General features: G+C 72.9%; 14 protein-coding genes and 1 riboswitch. Of the genes, 8 read left to right on the top strand and 6 right to left on the bottom strand.

Annotation, left to right across the window (positions count from 1 at the left end; all coding sequences use genetic code 11):
- Positions 1 to 222 precede the first annotated feature (222 nt).
- Positions 223 to 2,307 (bottom strand): hypothetical protein, encoded by a 2,085-nt coding sequence (locus tag GQQ93_RS18025; RefSeq protein ID WP_246192073.1) that lies wholly within the window; start codon positions 2,305 to 2,307, stop codon positions 223 to 225.
- 149 nt (positions 2,308 to 2,456) lie between these two features.
- A complete protein-coding gene (locus GQQ93_RS03725; RefSeq protein WP_157422903.1) occupies positions 2,457 to 2,897 on the bottom strand; it encodes a VOC family protein in 441 nt (146 codons plus the stop codon).
- 146 nt (positions 2,898 to 3,043) lie between these two features.
- Between GQQ93_RS03725 and GQQ93_RS03720 the strand changes: the two genes are divergently transcribed.
- Complete coding sequence (locus GQQ93_RS03720) at positions 3,044 to 3,517, top strand: DUF4442 domain-containing protein (protein WP_157422902.1); 474 nt, start codon at positions 3,044 to 3,046, stop codon at positions 3,515 to 3,517.
- Between the two features lie 99 nt (positions 3,518 to 3,616).
- The gene (locus GQQ93_RS03715; RefSeq protein ID WP_170296114.1) at positions 3,617 to 4,270 is read left to right on the top strand and encodes a DUF305 domain-containing protein; all 654 of its coding nucleotides are present in this window, start codon (positions 3,617 to 3,619) and stop codon (positions 4,268 to 4,270) included.
- Between the two features lie 87 nt (positions 4,271 to 4,357).
- On the opposite strand, the gene GQQ93_RS03710 is transcribed toward GQQ93_RS03715, so the two are convergent.
- Together GQQ93_RS03710 and GQQ93_RS03705 are read right to left on the bottom strand one after the other, a co-directional pair.
- On the bottom strand, positions 4,358 to 6,082 hold the full coding sequence (locus GQQ93_RS03710) for an LVIVD repeat-containing protein (RefSeq protein WP_170296113.1): 1,725 nt from the start codon (positions 6,080 to 6,082) through the stop codon (positions 4,358 to 4,360).
- A 327-nt stretch (positions 6,083 to 6,409) separates the two neighbouring features.
- The gene (locus GQQ93_RS03705) at positions 6,410 to 6,982 is read right to left on the bottom strand and encodes a dihydrofolate reductase family protein (RefSeq protein WP_157422899.1); all 573 of its coding nucleotides are present in this window, start codon (positions 6,980 to 6,982) and stop codon (positions 6,410 to 6,412) included.
- A gap of 120 nt (positions 6,983 to 7,102) precedes the next feature.
- A riboswitch (TPP riboswitch) is annotated at positions 7,103 to 7,198 on the top strand.
- Here GQQ93_RS03705 and thiM point away from each other — a divergent pair.
- From thiM to GQQ93_RS03685, 4 genes are all read left to right on the top strand, one after another.
- Positions 7,189 to 8,055 carry a hydroxyethylthiazole kinase gene (gene thiM, locus GQQ93_RS03700; protein ID WP_157422898.1) on the top strand — a complete coding sequence of 289 codons (867 nt, stop codon included), beginning with the start codon at positions 7,189 to 7,191 and terminating at the stop codon, positions 8,053 to 8,055. (Overlaps the previous riboswitch by 10 nt.)
- On the top strand, positions 8,052 to 8,714 hold the full coding sequence (gene thiE, locus GQQ93_RS03695; RefSeq protein WP_157422897.1) for a thiamine phosphate synthase: 663 nt from the start codon (positions 8,052 to 8,054) through the stop codon (positions 8,712 to 8,714). Before thiM ends, thiE begins: the two co-directional genes overlap by 4 nt.
- Positions 8,711 to 10,342: a bifunctional hydroxymethylpyrimidine kinase/phosphomethylpyrimidine kinase gene (locus GQQ93_RS03690; protein WP_157422896.1), complete on the top strand. Its 1,632-nt coding sequence runs from the start codon at positions 8,711 to 8,713 to the stop codon at positions 10,340 to 10,342. Before thiE ends, GQQ93_RS03690 begins: the two co-directional genes overlap by 4 nt.
- Positions 10,339 to 11,682, top strand: coding sequence for an MFS transporter (locus tag GQQ93_RS03685; RefSeq protein ID WP_157422895.1), 1,344 nt, complete (start codon positions 10,339 to 10,341; stop codon positions 11,680 to 11,682). Before GQQ93_RS03690 ends, GQQ93_RS03685 begins: the two co-directional genes overlap by 4 nt.
- A gap of 92 nt (positions 11,683 to 11,774) precedes the next feature.
- On the opposite strand, the gene GQQ93_RS03680 is transcribed toward GQQ93_RS03685, so the two are convergent.
- Complete coding sequence (locus GQQ93_RS03680; RefSeq protein WP_157422894.1) at positions 11,775 to 12,302, bottom strand: hypothetical protein; 528 nt, start codon at positions 12,300 to 12,302, stop codon at positions 11,775 to 11,777.
- Between the two features lie 484 nt (positions 12,303 to 12,786).
- Complete coding sequence (locus GQQ93_RS03675) at positions 12,787 to 13,158, bottom strand: winged helix-turn-helix transcriptional regulator (protein ID WP_157422893.1); 372 nt, start codon at positions 13,156 to 13,158, stop codon at positions 12,787 to 12,789.
- Between the two features lie 112 nt (positions 13,159 to 13,270).
- Here GQQ93_RS03675 and GQQ93_RS03670 point away from each other — a divergent pair, with 112 nt between their 5' ends.
- Complete coding sequence (locus tag GQQ93_RS03670) at positions 13,271 to 14,125, top strand: NAD(P)H-binding protein (RefSeq protein WP_157422892.1); 855 nt, start codon at positions 13,271 to 13,273, stop codon at positions 14,123 to 14,125.
- A gap of 116 nt (positions 14,126 to 14,241) precedes the next feature.
- Positions 14,242 to 15,288, top strand: a complete 1,047-nt coding sequence (locus GQQ93_RS03665; protein WP_170296112.1) for a DUF389 domain-containing protein — start codon at positions 14,242 to 14,244, stop codon at positions 15,286 to 15,288.
- The last annotated feature ends 70 nt before the right edge of the window (positions 15,289 to 15,358 follow it).

Below are 15,358 nucleotides of genomic sequence, written 5' to 3'. Positions count from 1 at the left end.
CGGTGCGCACGCCGCCCGCATGGAGTGAGTCGACCATCCACTATCGGGCCGGGTACGTCGACACCTCGGCACCTCGGCGCTCGGCCGACTACGTCACTGATCCGCCTCCGGTATCGCGATACCGAGCGCGTATCAGTGACGTAGTACGTTCAGCCCTGCGGCCGCTCGGTACCGTCTTCGCGCGACGCCACTGCCGGGAGCGTCCCCTGGGTGCCGGAGCGACTACCCGAGCGCCTCGCGGGCGTGGCGGTACTTGGCGGCCAGGCGCTGCTGGGCGTCGTAGTCGAGCTTGCGCACGCGCCACGGCGACGAGTTGTCGGCGACGTCGGCGAGCTTCACGCGGCGGGCCAGCGGGTTGCTGCGGATCCGTGCGAAGTACTCGTCGTCGCTCATGCCCGAGGTGCGGGTGAGCAGCACCACGATCTCGACGATGTCGGGTCGCACCCCCGCTTCGAGCAGCTCCTGCTCGGAGACTGCGCTGCGCTCGACCACGTCGTGCAGCCAAGCGGCCGCGGTCGCGACCGGCTCGGTCGCCGCATCGAAGTGCTCGGCGACACGACCGGGGTGGTCGATGTAGTCGGCACCGACCTGGTCGACCTGGCCGCGGTGCGCCACGAAGGCGATGCCCTTGGCGAGCGCGACCTGCGCCGCCGTATCGGCGTCGACCGCGCGGGCGGGCGCGGAATGCAGGGCGGCGGGCGCCGCGATCGGGGTCACGGATGCCGCGGGCGCGAGCGCATCCGTCGGGTTCGTCATCATCGCCACAGGGTTCGTCTCCTCGTTCGAGTCGGGGTCGGAGGCGGGTGCCGCGTCAGGGGCGGGCACCGCCTCGGGAATGACCTCCGCGATCGGCGGGAACGCCGACGCGGGAGTGGGGGGTTGTTCTGGCGGCGGGCCGGGCACGAGCGTCAGCCTCGGGGTCGAGACCACCGGAGCCACGACGGGCGGCTCGGGCACCAGCGAGAGCTTCGGCGGCGCGAGAGGTGCCGGCGGAGCCAGGTCCGGGTGCGTCGCCGCGGTCTCGGGCGCCGACACGGGCGAGGGCTCGGTCTCCGGCGCGGGCGCAACTCCCGGCGTGGTCGCAGCCTCGGCCGCGGCCTCGGCCTCGGCCTCGGGAGAGGAAGTGGGCACAGCCGCGGGGGCGGGGGCGGTATCGGCGGCCGCCTCCGCCGCCGGCGACGGCTCGTTCACGGGCAGCGCCTCAGACGCGGACGCAGACTCAGCGATGACCTCGGGCGACGGCTCGGGCTCGGGCTGCCGGTCGATCGTCTCCGCCCACTGCATGAGCACCGGTTCGGTCATCAGTGCGTCGGGGTGCGAGACCGGGGCGGGCGCGGGTTCCGGTTCGGCCGGCTCGGCGTCCACCTGGTCGAGACCGAACTCGGGCGGCTCGAACCCGGCGCGACGCAGCAGTTCGGCCCATGCCTCGGCATCGGTCTCGGGCGCCGCGGTGGGCTGGGGAACGGACGCGCCCGGCGCTGGCTCGGCGACCGGCGGTGCCTCGGCGGAGCGGGGCGACTCGGCTGCCGGCGCGGGCTCGGCGGGCGCGGCAGGCGAGGCAGGCGCGGCAGGTTCCACCGGTCCCGGTACGGCGTGCGCGGCCGCGTCGACGCGCGCGGCGGGGTCAGCGACCGGAGCGGGCGCGGCGGCCTCCGCGACCGGCGTCGGCCCCACGACCGGTGCGACCTCAGTCGTGGGCTCGGGCGCCGACGGCGTCTCGGCGGCGACCACGGAGTCGATCGGCGTCTGCGGTGCGGTCGGCTGCGTGGCATCCGCCGTCGTGATCTCGGGGGCGGGCGCCCCACCCGCCGCCTCGGCCGCGAGCTCGGCGAGCGGATCACGGCCGCGCAGCGGCCGCACGAAGTTCAGCTCGGCCTCGAGCTCGGCCATCTCGCGGGCGTCGAGCTCGAGCATCGACCGGGCGTCGCCGAGGCTGCGGCGCACGAAGTAGTACTCGTCGACCTCGGCGAGGCGGTCGCCGTCGCTGGTCGTGAAGTAGCGACGACGACCGCCGTCGCTGACCGCGAGGATGACCTCGACGAAGTCGCCGCTCGGCACCTCGCAGCAGAGGTAGTAGCGCTCGACCTCGGCGGGCACGGCGGCGGGCGGCACCTGCGCGGGCACCGCGGGCGGCACAGGCGACACGGCCGCCGGCGACCCCGCAGCGCCCCCACCCTGCTCGGGCGCGGGCGGCGCCCACACGCTCGCACGATCGGGCATGCGGCGCGGCCGCAGCGTTCCGCCGAGTTCTGCGCTGCGACGCGCGGCGCGCGACTCGGGCTCGGCCGCTCCTGGCAACCCGGGCATGGACTGATCGTCGGCGGGGATCGTCAATCTGGCTCCTGGGGGTGGGCGCCGGGGCGGGCGGGGTCGGCGAGCGCTCGGGTGCGGCACGCCTCTCCGATGCTAAGCCGTTCGCCGCCGGGAAACGAGGAACCCGGCGAAGGATGTGCGAATCAGCCCGGCGCGGTCACCCCGTCGTCGGGCTCCTGGAAGACGGTGAGCTGCAGCCCGGCCGGCCCCGCGAGCCGCGAGTTGATCGAGCGCCACGGCGTCTCACGCGGGGTGGCGAGCAGCTCGGCCCCCGCATCGACGAGCTCGTCGGTGACCGCGGCCGTGTCATCGACCTCGAAGGCCACCCGCACGTGCGGACTCTGCACCCCGTCGGTCTCGACCCGGTCGATGAGCCGCACCTGAGCCGGGTTCGAGAGTTCGAGCGTCGCCCGCCCCGCGTCGAGGATCATCACCCGGGCGCCGTCGTCGCCGTCGTACGCCTCCTCCTCGGCGAGGCCGAGCACGTCGCGGTAGAACGCGACCGCCGCCTCCCAGTCCTCGGCCTCGACGACGAGACGGAGCTGACGTACCCGGCGCGGAGCGCCGTCTGCTGGACTGCCCATGACGGCACCCTACGCCGCACGGCCACGACGCTGCACCGCGACAGCTTCTGCAGAACGACACCTCCCGCCGCGCGTCGATGCGAGCAAGCTGGCGACATCCGACAAGAGATTCGCCCGAGGCATCCTGATTCGCACACAATCGAGGCATGCGCATCACGCCTCGACGACTCGCCATCGGCATGAGCCTCTGGGCTCCCAACCTGTGGTCGGGCATCCGCATCAGACGATTCGCCGACGACTGGACGAGCGCCACCGTCGAACTGCACGTGAACCCGATCACCCGCAACTACGTGGGCACGGCCTTCGGCGGCTCGATGTCGGCGATGACCGACCCCTACTACTTCATGCTGATCATGCACCAGCTCGGACGCGACTACGTCGTGTGGGACACCCGCGGCGAGATCGAGCTCGTGAAGCCCGGCCGCGGGGTGCTCACTGCGCACTTCGAGGTGCCGAAGGCCAAGGCCGAAGAGCTGCGCGAGCGGGCCCGCGGCGGCGCGAAGGTGCTCGAGTGGTTCGAGACCGAGATCACCGACCGCGACGGCGACATCGTCGCCCGCGTGCGCCGCGAGGTGTACGTGCGCGAGAAGCAGCGCGTGACCGAGGCGGCCGCCGAGTAGCAGCAGCTCGCCCGAACTCGACGGGTGACATCGGCGAGGCACCTGATTAGATGGATGCCACGTGCCACTCAACGAAGACGAGGTCGATGGATGACGGCGATGCGGCGAACCCTCGGAATCGGTACCGCGCTCGCGCTCGCGCTCGGACTGGCCGCGTGCACGACGACGCCCGACTCGCCCGCACCGACGAGCCCCGTCGTGCAGCTCGGCGCGCCGGGCGAGCCGAACCGCACCCTCTCGCCCGACGAGGCCGGCGCGATCACCGAGCCGCAGCACACCGAGCTCGACGCGGACTTCATGCTCGACATGATCCACCACCACGACCAGGCGATCGAGATGACCGCCCTCGTCGAGAAGCGCACCGACGACCGGGACATCCACCTGCTCGCCGAACGCATGTCGGCGAGCCAGCAGGACGAACGCACGCTGATGGTGAGCTGGCTGCAGGAGCGCGGGGTGCCGGTCAACGACCAGGGGCACGACGCGCACGCGAGCGGCGAGGGCGCGATGCCGGGCATGCTCAGCGACGAGCAGATGGCCGAACTCGAGGCTGCCGAAGGTGACGCGTTCGACCGGTTGTTCCTCGTGTACATGATCCAGCACCACGAGGGCGCGGTGCAGATGGTCGACGAGCTCTACGCCGCGGGCGGCGGGCAGGAGCCGGCGACCGACCAGTTCGCCCGCCACGTCGAATCCGACCAGGGCATCGAGATCGCCCGCATGCAGCAGATGCTCGCCGAGCGGGCGGGCTGACCCGATCCCGACGCGAACGGGCCCGGCGGTCGTCGACCGCCGGGCCCGCTCGAGGTGAGGGGGCCGTCACCCGGCCCCCTCACCGGTTCAACCGAATGTCGCCGCGAGCGCGGTCAGCCCCTGCACGACGTTCGAGTCGGCCGGAGCGCCCGACTTGCGGGCCGCGTTGTCGAGCTGGGCCGCGACGGCACTGCCCGCGGCCGGACCGTCGGCGAGCTTCTCGGCCTTGTCGATGTGCTTGCGCACCTCGGCGAGGGCCGCGCCGCTCAAGGTGCCGGCGCGCTCGGCCTGGTCGACGTACGACCGTGCCACGGCGAAGCTCGGCTCGTGCTCGATCGCGGTCTGCGCCTGCGCGTTGAACTCACCGAGCTGCACCTCGCCGGCGGCCGCGATCTCGTTCTCGCTCATCATGTCGCTCGCGGTGAGCGCCATGGTGTCGAAGCCGCGCGCGATCTCGCTGCCGAGCACGTTGCCGTTGTACCAGTAGGTCGACCAGTAGCCGCCGAGCGCCAGCGACGACCCGTTGATCGGGCCGCGGTCGAGGTAGGCGATCTCGGTCGGGTTCGCCGTGTCGGTGAAGTCGATGATCGACAGACCGCCCTGGTACCACGCCTGCACCATGATGTCGCGACCCGGCACCGGGATGAGCGAACCGTTGTGCGCGACGCAGTTCTCCTGCGCCGTCTGCGGCACCGGCAGCTTGTAGTAGCTCGCGAACTCCAGCTTGCCGTCGACGATGTCGAACAGCGCGTTCGCGCCCCACTCGGGCTGGTCGGTCGCACGGCAGCGAGCGCCGGATCCGCCGCCCCACTCATCGGTGAAGATGACCTTCGTGCCGTCGTTGTTGAACGTCGCCGAGTGCCAGTACGAGAAGTTCGGGTCGGCGACCGCGTCGATGCGAACCGGGTTCACCGGGTCGCTGATGTCGAGCAGGATGCCGTTGCCCTGGCACGCGCCCGCCGCGAGCCCGATCTCGGGGTACGCGGTGATGTCATGGCAGGTGTTGGTGTTCGGCGTCGGGCTGTAGGCGACCCCGCTCGGGTGAGTCTGCTCGGGCGTCGGGGTCTGCCCGAAGGGAACCGGGAGGGTGTTCTGCAGTCCGTTGTACGCGCCCGTGTCGGGGTTGGTGAAGATCCTCGGCTGGCTGACGACCGCGGCCGTCTCGGGGGCGTCGAGCGGCACCTTGATGACGTCGATGCGCCACTGCGTCGGGTCACCCGTGGTCACCGGGTCCTTGGTCAGAGCGGCGTTCTGGCAGCCCGCGAGCTCGAGCGGCGAGCGCACGCCCGACGTGCCCGAGTTGTAGATGTAGATGTTCTCGGCATCGTCGGGGTCGGCCACCACGGTGTGCGTGTGCGATCCGCGGCAGGTCTGCACACCAGGCAGCTGCACCGGGTTGTCGATGTCGCTGATGTCGAAGATGCGCACCCCGCGGAATCGCTCGGGGTTCACCGAGCCCGGGGCGCCCTGGGTGCCGCAGTCGATGCGCCCGAGGGTCTGCTCGACCGACATGAACAGCAGGTCTCCGTAGACCGACACGTCGCCCTGGCCGCCCGGGCACACGAACGACGAGCGCAGTTCGGCGGCCGCCGGATCGGACACGTCGTACACCTGGAACCCGTTGTAGTTGCCGACGATGGCATTGTCACCGCTGAAGGCGAGGTCGGAGTTGGGCCCCAGGGTGAACGGCGCCAGGCTCGGCGTGGTCGTGAGCAGGTCGACGTTGCTCGTGGCGAGGCCGGCGTCGTAGAGGCCGGGCGTCAGGTCGACGCGGGGATCGTCTTCGTCTGCGACCGCCGCGGTGGCGGTCATCAGGGATGCGCCGAGCAGCAGCGCTCCGGCGGCGGCGAGCGCGCGTGTTCGCCCTCGCGGGGGTCGGTGGTGGAATCTCATCGCTGGCCCTCATCTCGTCATGACTGAACTTCTTCGTTGCAACAGACGATCGAGCCCTCCGATGGACGAGCGACCACACCCCCGTGCCCGCCCGCGGCCCCGGAAGGCCGACCAATTCCCCCAACGTATCGACAAGGGCGTGGTCGCCGCAGCAGAAATCTCGGAAAAGCAGCGGCGGGGCCGGACGGGATGCCCCGCCCGGCCCCGCCCGGAAGCCCGCCCGGGGCGTCTCGACGCTTCGCCGGCTCAGCGCGCCACGTCGTAGACGGCCTTCACGATGCCGTTCGAGTAGGCCTCGTGCTCGACGAGATCGAGCTTCGTGGTGAGCCCCGGGTCGTCGCCGAAGAGCCGCTTGCCGCTGCCGAGCAGCACGGGGAAGACGAGCAGGTGGTAGCGGTCGACGAGGCCGGCCGCCGCGAGCCCCTGCGCGAGGGTCGCGCTGCCGTGCACGATGATGGGGCCGCCGTCGCCGGCCTTGAGCTCGGCGACGTCGTCGAGGCTCCGCAGCACGTGGCAGTTCTGCCACTCGGGCAGCAGCGCCTCGTCGGTCAGGGTCGACGACACCACGTACTTCGGCATGGCGTTGTACTCGGCGAAATCGTCGACCATGGTCGGCCAGACCGGGGCGAACTCGTCGTAGCTCACCCGGCCGAGCAGCATCGCGGTGGCCTCGAGCTGCTCCGAGCCCTTGATCGCGTAGGCCTCCTCGACGAACGGCACCTCCGTGAAGGTCCAGCCCGCGCGCGGGTGCGAGCCGCCCCCGGGAGAGTCGACGACGCCGTCGAGGCTGATGAACTCGCTGACGATGAGGGTGCGCATGAGGTGTCCTTTCGCGGCGACGGAATCTCCGTCTCATTCTGACGTCGAACGGCGGACCGCGATATCGACATCGTTCGCGACATCCACCCCGGAACCTCTTCGAGCTGCACTAGGCTCGCTCGCAGTGACACGGGGTGCCGCGCCTGCGCGGCTGAGATCACACCCGTCGAACCTGATCTAGTTCGGACTAGCGAAGGGATGTCGCCATGAGCGCGCGCCTGTACGACCCTGCCCACTCGAGCGCAGTGCTGCTCGATCGACTGCGCACGAGCACGCCGCTCGTGCAGTGCATCACGAACACGGTGGTGACGAACTTCACGGCGAACGTGCTGCTCGCCGCCGGCGCGGCCCCCGCGATGGTCGACATCGTCGGCGAGGCGGGCGCCTTCGCGCGCATCGCGAGCGCTCTGCTCGTGAACCTGGGCACGCCGAATCCGCAGCAGCGGGATGCCTCCCGCGAAGCGGTCGCCGCCGCACGCGACGCGGGGACACCGTGGGTGCTCGACCCCGTCGCGATCGGCGCGCTGCCGATCCGCACCGCGCTCGCGCACGAGCTCGTCGAGTTCGGGCCGACGGCGATCCGGGGCAACGCGAGCGAGATCCTCGCGCTCGCGAGCGGCGGCGCCGGCGGTCGCGGCGTCGATGCCGCCGACGAGACGGAGGCCGCGGCGGGCGCCGCGGCGCAGCTCGCAGCCCGCTTCGGCGCGGTCGTCGCCGTCTCGGGCCCGGTCGACCTCATCACCGACGGCATGCGCACGGCGCGCATCGCGAACGGCGACCCCCTGCTCACCCGGGTGACCGGCGGCGGCTGCGCGCTCGGCGCGGTGACCGCGGCGTTCCTCGCGACGAGCGACGACCCGTTCGAGGCGACGGTCGCGGCGAACCTCGTCTACACCGTCGCGGCGGAGCTCGCGGCCGATGGCGCGAACGGCCCCGGCAGCTTCGCACCGCGTTTCATCGACGCGCTCGCGGCGGTCGATGCGTCGACGCTCGCCGAGCGGGCGCGGGTGAGCGTCGCGGTCGCAGGGCTCGCGGATGCCTCCGCCCTCGCCGCTGCGGGAATCCGCGCATGAGCGCCCGCACCGCCCTCGACCTCTCCCTCTACCTCGTCACCGATCCGGTGCTCTGCGGCGAGCGCGGCGTCGTCGACGTCGTCGCCTGTGCCGTCGCCGGCGGGGTGCGGGTCGTGCAGTTGCGCGACAAGCACGCCGAGGCATCCGCCCTGCTCGAACTGATCGAGGCCCTCGCCGAGGCGATCGACGGGCGCGCGACGTTGCTCGTGAACGACCGGCTCGACGTTGCGCTCGCGGCGCGCGCCGCGGGCGTTCGCGTCGACGGCGTGCACCTCGGCCAGGGCGACGCGACCGTCGTGGTCGCGCGCGAGCGGCTCGGGGCCGACGCGATCGTCGGGCTCACCGCCAACAGCCCGGCCCACCTCGAGGCGGTCGCGCGGCTGCCCCGCGGCACCGTCGACTACCTCGGCGTCGGCGTGATCCGCCCGACCGCGACGAAGCCCGACCATCCGCCGGCGCTCGGGGTCGACGGCTTCGCCCGCGTCGCCGCCGAGACCGAGCTGCCGTGCGTCGCGATCGGCGGCATCGGCATCGCCGACCTCGCCCCGCTGCGTGCGGCGGGCGCCGCGGGCGTCGCCGTCGTCTCGGCGCTCTGCGCGGCCGATGACCCGCGCACCGCGGCGCAGGCGTTCGCCGCCGAGTGGGAGCTCGCCCGATGACCGCGCGCGTGCTCAGCATCGCCGGCAGCGACCCCTCGGGCGGTGCGGGGATCCAGGCCGACCTCAAGTCGATCGCCGCGGTCGGCGGCTACGGCATGGCCGCGATCGCGGCGCTCACCGCGCAGAACACCCACGGCGTGCGGTCGGTGCACGTGCCGCCGGCGGCGTTCCTCGCCGAGCAGCTCGACGCGGTCGCCGACGACATCGAGATCGACGCCGTGAAGCTCGGCATGCTCGCGAACGCCGAGGTCATCGGCGTGGTCGCCGAGTGGCTCGCCCGGGTGCGGCCGCCGGTCGTCGTGCTCGATCCCGTCATGGTCGCGACGAGCGGCGACCGGCTGCTCGCGCCCGAGGCCGAGCAGGCGATGCGGCAACTGCTGCCGCTCGCCGACCTCGTGACCCCGAATCTCGCCGAGCTCGCGGTGCTCGCTGGGCTCGGCGGGGGAAGCGGGGATGCCGCTCCCCCGGTCGCGTCCACCTGGGCCGAGGCGATCGCCCAGGCCGAGACCGTCTCGGCCCGGTTCGGCGTGCGCGTGCTCGCGAAGGGCGGGCACCTCGGCGGCGACACCGCGCCCGACGCCCTCGTCGACGCCGCGAGCGCGACGACCGTCGAGTTCCCCGGCGAGCGCATCGAGACGACGGCGACGCACGGCACCGGATGCTCCCTCTCCTCCGCGATCGCGACGCTCGCCGCCGAGGGCGGAGCCGACGGCCGAGCGGCCGCAGCGGGCGGAGCCGACGGCGACGGTGGGAACACCGGGGAGCGCGGCGACCCGTGGCCCACCGCCGTCGCCGAGGCCCGCCGCTGGCTGCGCGAGTCGCTGCGGCACGGCGAGGCGCTCGGCGTCGGCGGCGGGCACGGCCCGATCAGCCACTTCGCCGGGCTCTGGGCGCGCGGCGGCACCCGCACCGCGCCGACCCCGGCCGAGGTCGAGGCCGAGTGGTGGGCGTCGATCCGCGGCATCCGCGACGACATCGACGCACTGCCCTTCATCCGCGGCCTCGCCGACGGCACGCTCGCCCGCGAGCCCTTCCTCGGCTATCTCGCGCAGGACGCCCACTACCTCCGCGACTACGCCCGGGTGCTCGCCGAGGCCTCGCGCCTCGCACCGGATGCCGCGGGGCAGGCCTTCTGGGCGAATTCGGCCCACGGCTCGATCATCGGCGAGCTCGAACTGCACACGGGATGGCTCGGCCGCGAGGCCGGCACCGAGACATCCGCACCGCCCGACGCGACCACCACGGCGTACCTCGATCACCTGCTGGCGACCGCGCAGCGCGGCGATCACGCCGTGCTCGTCGCGGCGCTGCTGCCGTGCTTCTGGATCTACACCGACCTCGGCGAGCGCCTCGCCGCGGGCGGGTTCGGCGAAGCGGCGCTCGACCCAGCGCACCCGTACGCCTCGTGGCTCGCGACCTACGCCGACCCCGGCTTCGCCGTCGCGACGCGCGAGGCGATCGGCTTCGTGACGCGCGCCGCGGCGGGCGCGACGCCCGAGCACCGCGAGCGGATGCACCGGGCGTTCGTCGCCTCGGCCCGGCACGAACTCGCGTTCTTCGCAGCGCCGCTCGCGGCGCGGGCCGAGCCTGTGGACGGCGAGTCGCACGCGGCGGCGGTGACCGCATGAGCGGCGGGGCGCCGGTCTCGGTACCGGCGACCACCGCCCAGGCCGGGCCCGCCGGGCCGATCGAGCCCGCCGGGTCTGCACCGTCGCCCGCCGGCGCGGCCCGCGCCCGCCGCGCCCTGACCGCGGCCGCGTTCGGCACCGTGCTCGAGTGGTACGACTTCTTCCTCTACGGCACTGCGGCGGCGCTCGTCTTCCCGACGCTGTTCTTTCCCGGCGACGACCCGCTCACGAGCCTGCTGCTCTCGTTCGCCGTCTTCGCGACGGGGTTCGTCGCGCGCCCGCTCGGCGGACTCGTCTCGGGGTACCTCGGCGATCGCTTCGGCCGCCGCCGCGTGCTCGTGGCGACGCTGCTCACGATGGGCCTCGCCACGACCCTCATCGGGCTGCTGCCGACGCACGCGCAGATCGGGGCGGCCGCACCCGTGCTGCTCGTCGCCCTGCGCCTCGTGCAGGGCCTCGCGACGGGCGGCGAGTGGAGCGGCGCCGTGCTGCTCGCCCTCGAGCAGTCGCCGCTGCGGCGCGGGTTGCGCGGCGCGTTCATCTCGAGCGCGGTCTACCTCGGACTCATCCTCGGCAACCTCGCCTTCGTGGTGCTCGTCGCCGTGCTCGACGAGCCGGCACTGCTCGACTGGGGCTGGCGGGTGCCGTTCGTCGCGAGCCTCGTGCTCGTCGCGATCGGGTGGCGGCTGCGGCGCCGGGTCGACGAGTCGCCCGAGTTCGTCGCGATGCTCGAGGCCCGCCGGCAGTCGCGGCGACCCGTCGCCGAGGTGCTGCGACGTCCGCGCGGCGTGCTCGCCGTGTTCCTCGTGCGCGTCGGGGTGAACACGACCTTCTACGTCGTCTCGGTGTTCTGCCTGAGCTATGCGTCGACGGTCGCCGGGATGCCTCGCGAGCTCACCCTCACCGCGCTACTGGCCGGCGCCGCGGTCGCCGCGGTGCTGTGCCCGTTCTGGGGTGCCCTCGGCGACCGGGTGCGCCCGCGCCGGCTCGTCATCGGCGCCCTGGTGGCGTTCGCCGTGCTCGCCGCGCCCCTCTTCCTCGTGCTCGACACGGGGTCGGCGGCGCTCGTCATCGGCGTCGTGGTCGCCGCGATCGGCATCGTGAACTCGGCGGCCGACGGCGTGCAGCCGGCGTACTTCACCGCGATGTTCGACACGCGTGTGCGCTACTCGGGCATCTCGATCGGGCGCGAGGCGGGCGCCATCGTCGGCGGCGGGCTCGCGCCGCTCGCGGCGACCGCGCTGCTCGCGTGGACGGGGCACTGGTGGCCGATCGCCGTCATGATGGCGGTCGCGGCCGGGGTCGGGCTCGTCGGCACGGCGATCGCGCCGCGCGAGTAGGGTCGGCGGCCCGGCCTGGTCGGGCCGCCGACGACGAAGCCCCCGGTCGCTGCGACCGGGGGCTTCGTCGTCTCACCGCGAGGTGCGCGCGATCACGACGTCGGGCACGCCCAATACCCTTCGCCCTCGTAGACGTACCAGACGAGCGTCTCGCCCGGGCACGGGCCGCAGCCGTCGTCGTCGCGCGGACCCTCGGTCGGCTGCGGCACGGGCGCGCTCTCGGCGGGCGCCTCGGCGACGGGCTCGTCGGCGGGTGCCGCCTCCGCGACGGGCTCGTCCTCGACCCACGCCTCGGCTTCGGCCTCGGCCTCGGCTTCGGCGATCTCGGCCGCCTCGGCTGCGGCAGCGTCGGCCGCCGCCTGCTCGGCAGCCAGACGCGCCGCCTCGGCCTCGGCGGCGATGCGCGCAGCTTCCACGGCCGCCGCGGCCTCGCGTGCCTCACGGTCAGCGGCAGCCGCGGCCAGGAAGGCCGCGGTGTCGTGCTCGGGGTTCGCGCTCGGCGACGCCGAGGAATCCGCCCCGGCCGCGGAGGGGCTCGGCGCGTCGACGGCGGCCGAGTTCGCGGTCGGCAGCAGCACCGCGCCGAATGCGATCGCGGCGATGATGACGAGTGATCTCATATGACGGCCCAATCGTTATTAGGGATGATCGTGCTGTCGTACGGTGTTGCGGTCGTGCTGGTCGTGCGGGTCGGCGCAGGTTCTGCCGCGCCACGAGCCGGCGATGAGATCGGGTTGCACGGCTCGCGGGCGCTGCGACGGGCCCACCTGGGTCGGCGATCGGGGTCGCCGCTCGAGACTCTGCTGCTCAGGTCGGATCGCGACCCGAGTGCGGGGGCGTGCGTATGGCGGCAAGGCCGGCCTCCGAGGTGCCCGAAGCCCCGTTCCTCACAGAGGAGAACACATCCACCCCTCACCCGCTCAGGCGATCAGTCCCCCTGATCGCGCTGCCCCCCGAAGACCTCATGGGTCTTGCGTGCTTGCCACCATCGTGGCGCGACGAGGCCCCGACTCGTGCGCGAATCGCTGGGAGTCGGGTTTTCGGGCTCCGACGTGACGCGACCGTGCCGCGCAGGCGAGCGCGGGCACCGCGTGCGCGGCCCGCTCAGTCCGCGCTGCGCCCGACGATTCCGTCGGACTCGCGCGCGACCCACCCGACGAGCGGCAGCATGTGCTCCATGAGGTCGTGGCCGAGCTCGGTGAGCGCGTAATCGACCCGCGGCGGCACCTCGGGGTGCGCGGTGCGCACCACGAGCCCGTCGGCCTCGAGCGTGCGCAACGTCGAGGCGAGCATCTTCTCGCTGATGCCCTCGACCTCGCGGCGCAGCTCGCCCCAACGGTGCGTGCCGTCGGTGAGGGCGAGCAGCACGAGCACGCCCCACTTGCTCATGATGTGGTCGAGCACGACGCGCGTCGGGCAGCCGTCGGTGAAGACTTCACCGGACTGCTCCCGGATCTCCGCAAGACTTACCGTCATGTGGGTACCTTACGTCAAAGTGGGTACCAGTTCGAGGGAAGGTATGCACGGGGCATCCGGTTGACCCTCGGTGACGCACCGATCGGTGCACTCGTCGGAAGGAACCGAACCCATGACCATCCTCGTCACCGCCGCCTCCGGCCAGCTCGGCCGCCTCGTCGTCGACGCACTGCTCGAGCGCGGCGTCGCCCCCGTCGAGATCGTCGCGACCGCACGCGACACCTCGAAGCTCGCGGATGCCACGGCGCGAGGCGTGCGCACCGCCGAACTCGACTACGACCGCCCCGAGACCATCGCCGCGGCGCTCGACGGCGTCGACACCGTGCTGCTCATCTCGGGCAACGCGCCGGGCTCGCGCGTGCAGGGCCACCGCAACGTCATCGACGCCGCGGCCGCGGCGGGCGTGGCGAAGCTCGTCTACACGAGCGTGCCGCAGGCCACGACGGCCGAGTTCGTGCTCGCGCCCGACCACAAGGCCACCGAGGAGGCGATCGTCGCCTCCGGCGTTCCGGCGGTCATCGCCCGGCACAACTGGTACACCGAGAACTACACGGCCGACGTGGCGCGTGCCGCCGAGACGGGCGTGATCGCTGCGAGCGCCGGCGACGGCCTGGTGGCGAGCGCCACCCGCGCAGACCTCGCCGCCGGCCTCGCCGCCCTGCTCACCGACGACGGCCACCTCGGTGAGACCTACGACTTCACCGGCGACACCGCGTGGTCGTTCGAAGACCTCGCGTCCGCGGCATCCGAACTCACCGGACGCGAGGTCGTGTACGCGGCCCTCACCCCCGAGGCGCACATCGCGGCGCTCGAATCGGCCGGCCTCGACGCCGGCACCGCGGGCTTCGTCGCGGGCATCGACGACGGCATCCGCCGCGGCGTGCTCGCGAACGCCGACGACACGCTCGCCCGCCTCATCGGCCGGCCGACGACCTCGCTCGTGGAGGGGCTGCGCGCCGCCGTCTGAGTCGCGGCTTCTGCAGGAGAATGGGCGCTATCCCTCGCCCACAGCGGAGATGGCGCCCATTCTCCTGCGCTCGCAGCAGCGCAGGAGCTGGGCAGGCAGACGTGAAGGAGCCGCAGATGACCGCGCCCATGTACCCGCCGCCACCGTCGGATGCGCTCAACACGATCGAGCACATGCGCGACGCCGTCTTCTTCGACGAGCCGGGGCGCGCGCGCCGAGTGCAGCGGTTCTGGATCCTGCTCGTGCTCTCGTCGGCCATCGCCGCGAGCGGCGTCGTCGGCGACTCGACCGCCACGGTGATCGGCGCGATGATCGTCGCGCCGATGATGCTGCCGATCCAGGGCACGATGCTCGCGACCGTGCTCGGCGAGCGCGTCAACTTCGGGCGCTCGCTCTTCACGATGATCGCGGGCGCGGCCGCGGCGATCGCGATCGGCTACCTCGTCGGACTGCTCGTCGTCGTTCCGCAGACCGCGGCGACGAACCCGCAGATCGGCGAACGGGCGACCCCCGACCTCATGAGCCTGTTCGGGGCACTCGCCACCGGCGCCGTCGCCTCGATCGCGCTCGTCCGCAAGGACATCTCGGACACCCTGCCGGGCGTCGCGATCGCCATCTCGCTCGTGCCGCCGCTCGTCGTCGTCGGCGTCGCCGCGGAGTCGGGCGACTATGCCGCGTCGATCGGCTCGCTGCTGCTCTTCGTGGCGAACGTCGCGGCGATCCTCGGCACCGGGGTCGTCGTGATGGCGTTCTACCGGGTGCAGCGCTGGGGATCGTTCCCGGTCGGCGACGGGGCCCAGGCGAAGACGGCGACCGGATCGATCCGGCCGCTCGCGACGGTCAACCGACGCCGCTCGCACATCACGATCGCGGTGCTGCTCGTGCTCATCGCGATTCCGTTGACCATCTCGACCTACCGAACGGTCGCGACCACGATGGCCTCGTCCGACGTCGACTCGGCCGCGAGGTCGTGGGTCGACGACGAGGACCTCGAGGTGCTCGGCATCGCGGCCGAGCCGACGGGCTACGTGGTGCGAGTGACCGGGGGCGACTCGATGCCCGATATCTCGTCGCTGCGTAGCGCCCTCGAGGCCGATGGCATCGACCCCGCGACGGTCGCGGTCGAGTGGGTGCCGACCACCCGTGTCGTCGTCGGCGACTGAGCGCTGACGCCGCGGGCTGAGCGACCGCGGGTCGCCCGCGGGCGACACCGACCGGGTACGCGAACGGGCC

This window comes from Agromyces lapidis (assembly GCF_009749405.1).
In the GTDB taxonomy this organism is placed as follows: domain Bacteria; phylum Actinomycetota; class Actinomycetes; order Actinomycetales; family Microbacteriaceae; genus Agromyces; species Agromyces lapidis.
The sequence above is the reverse complement of the archived record's forward strand: the minus strand, read 5'-3'. Positions and strand labels throughout refer to the sequence as shown.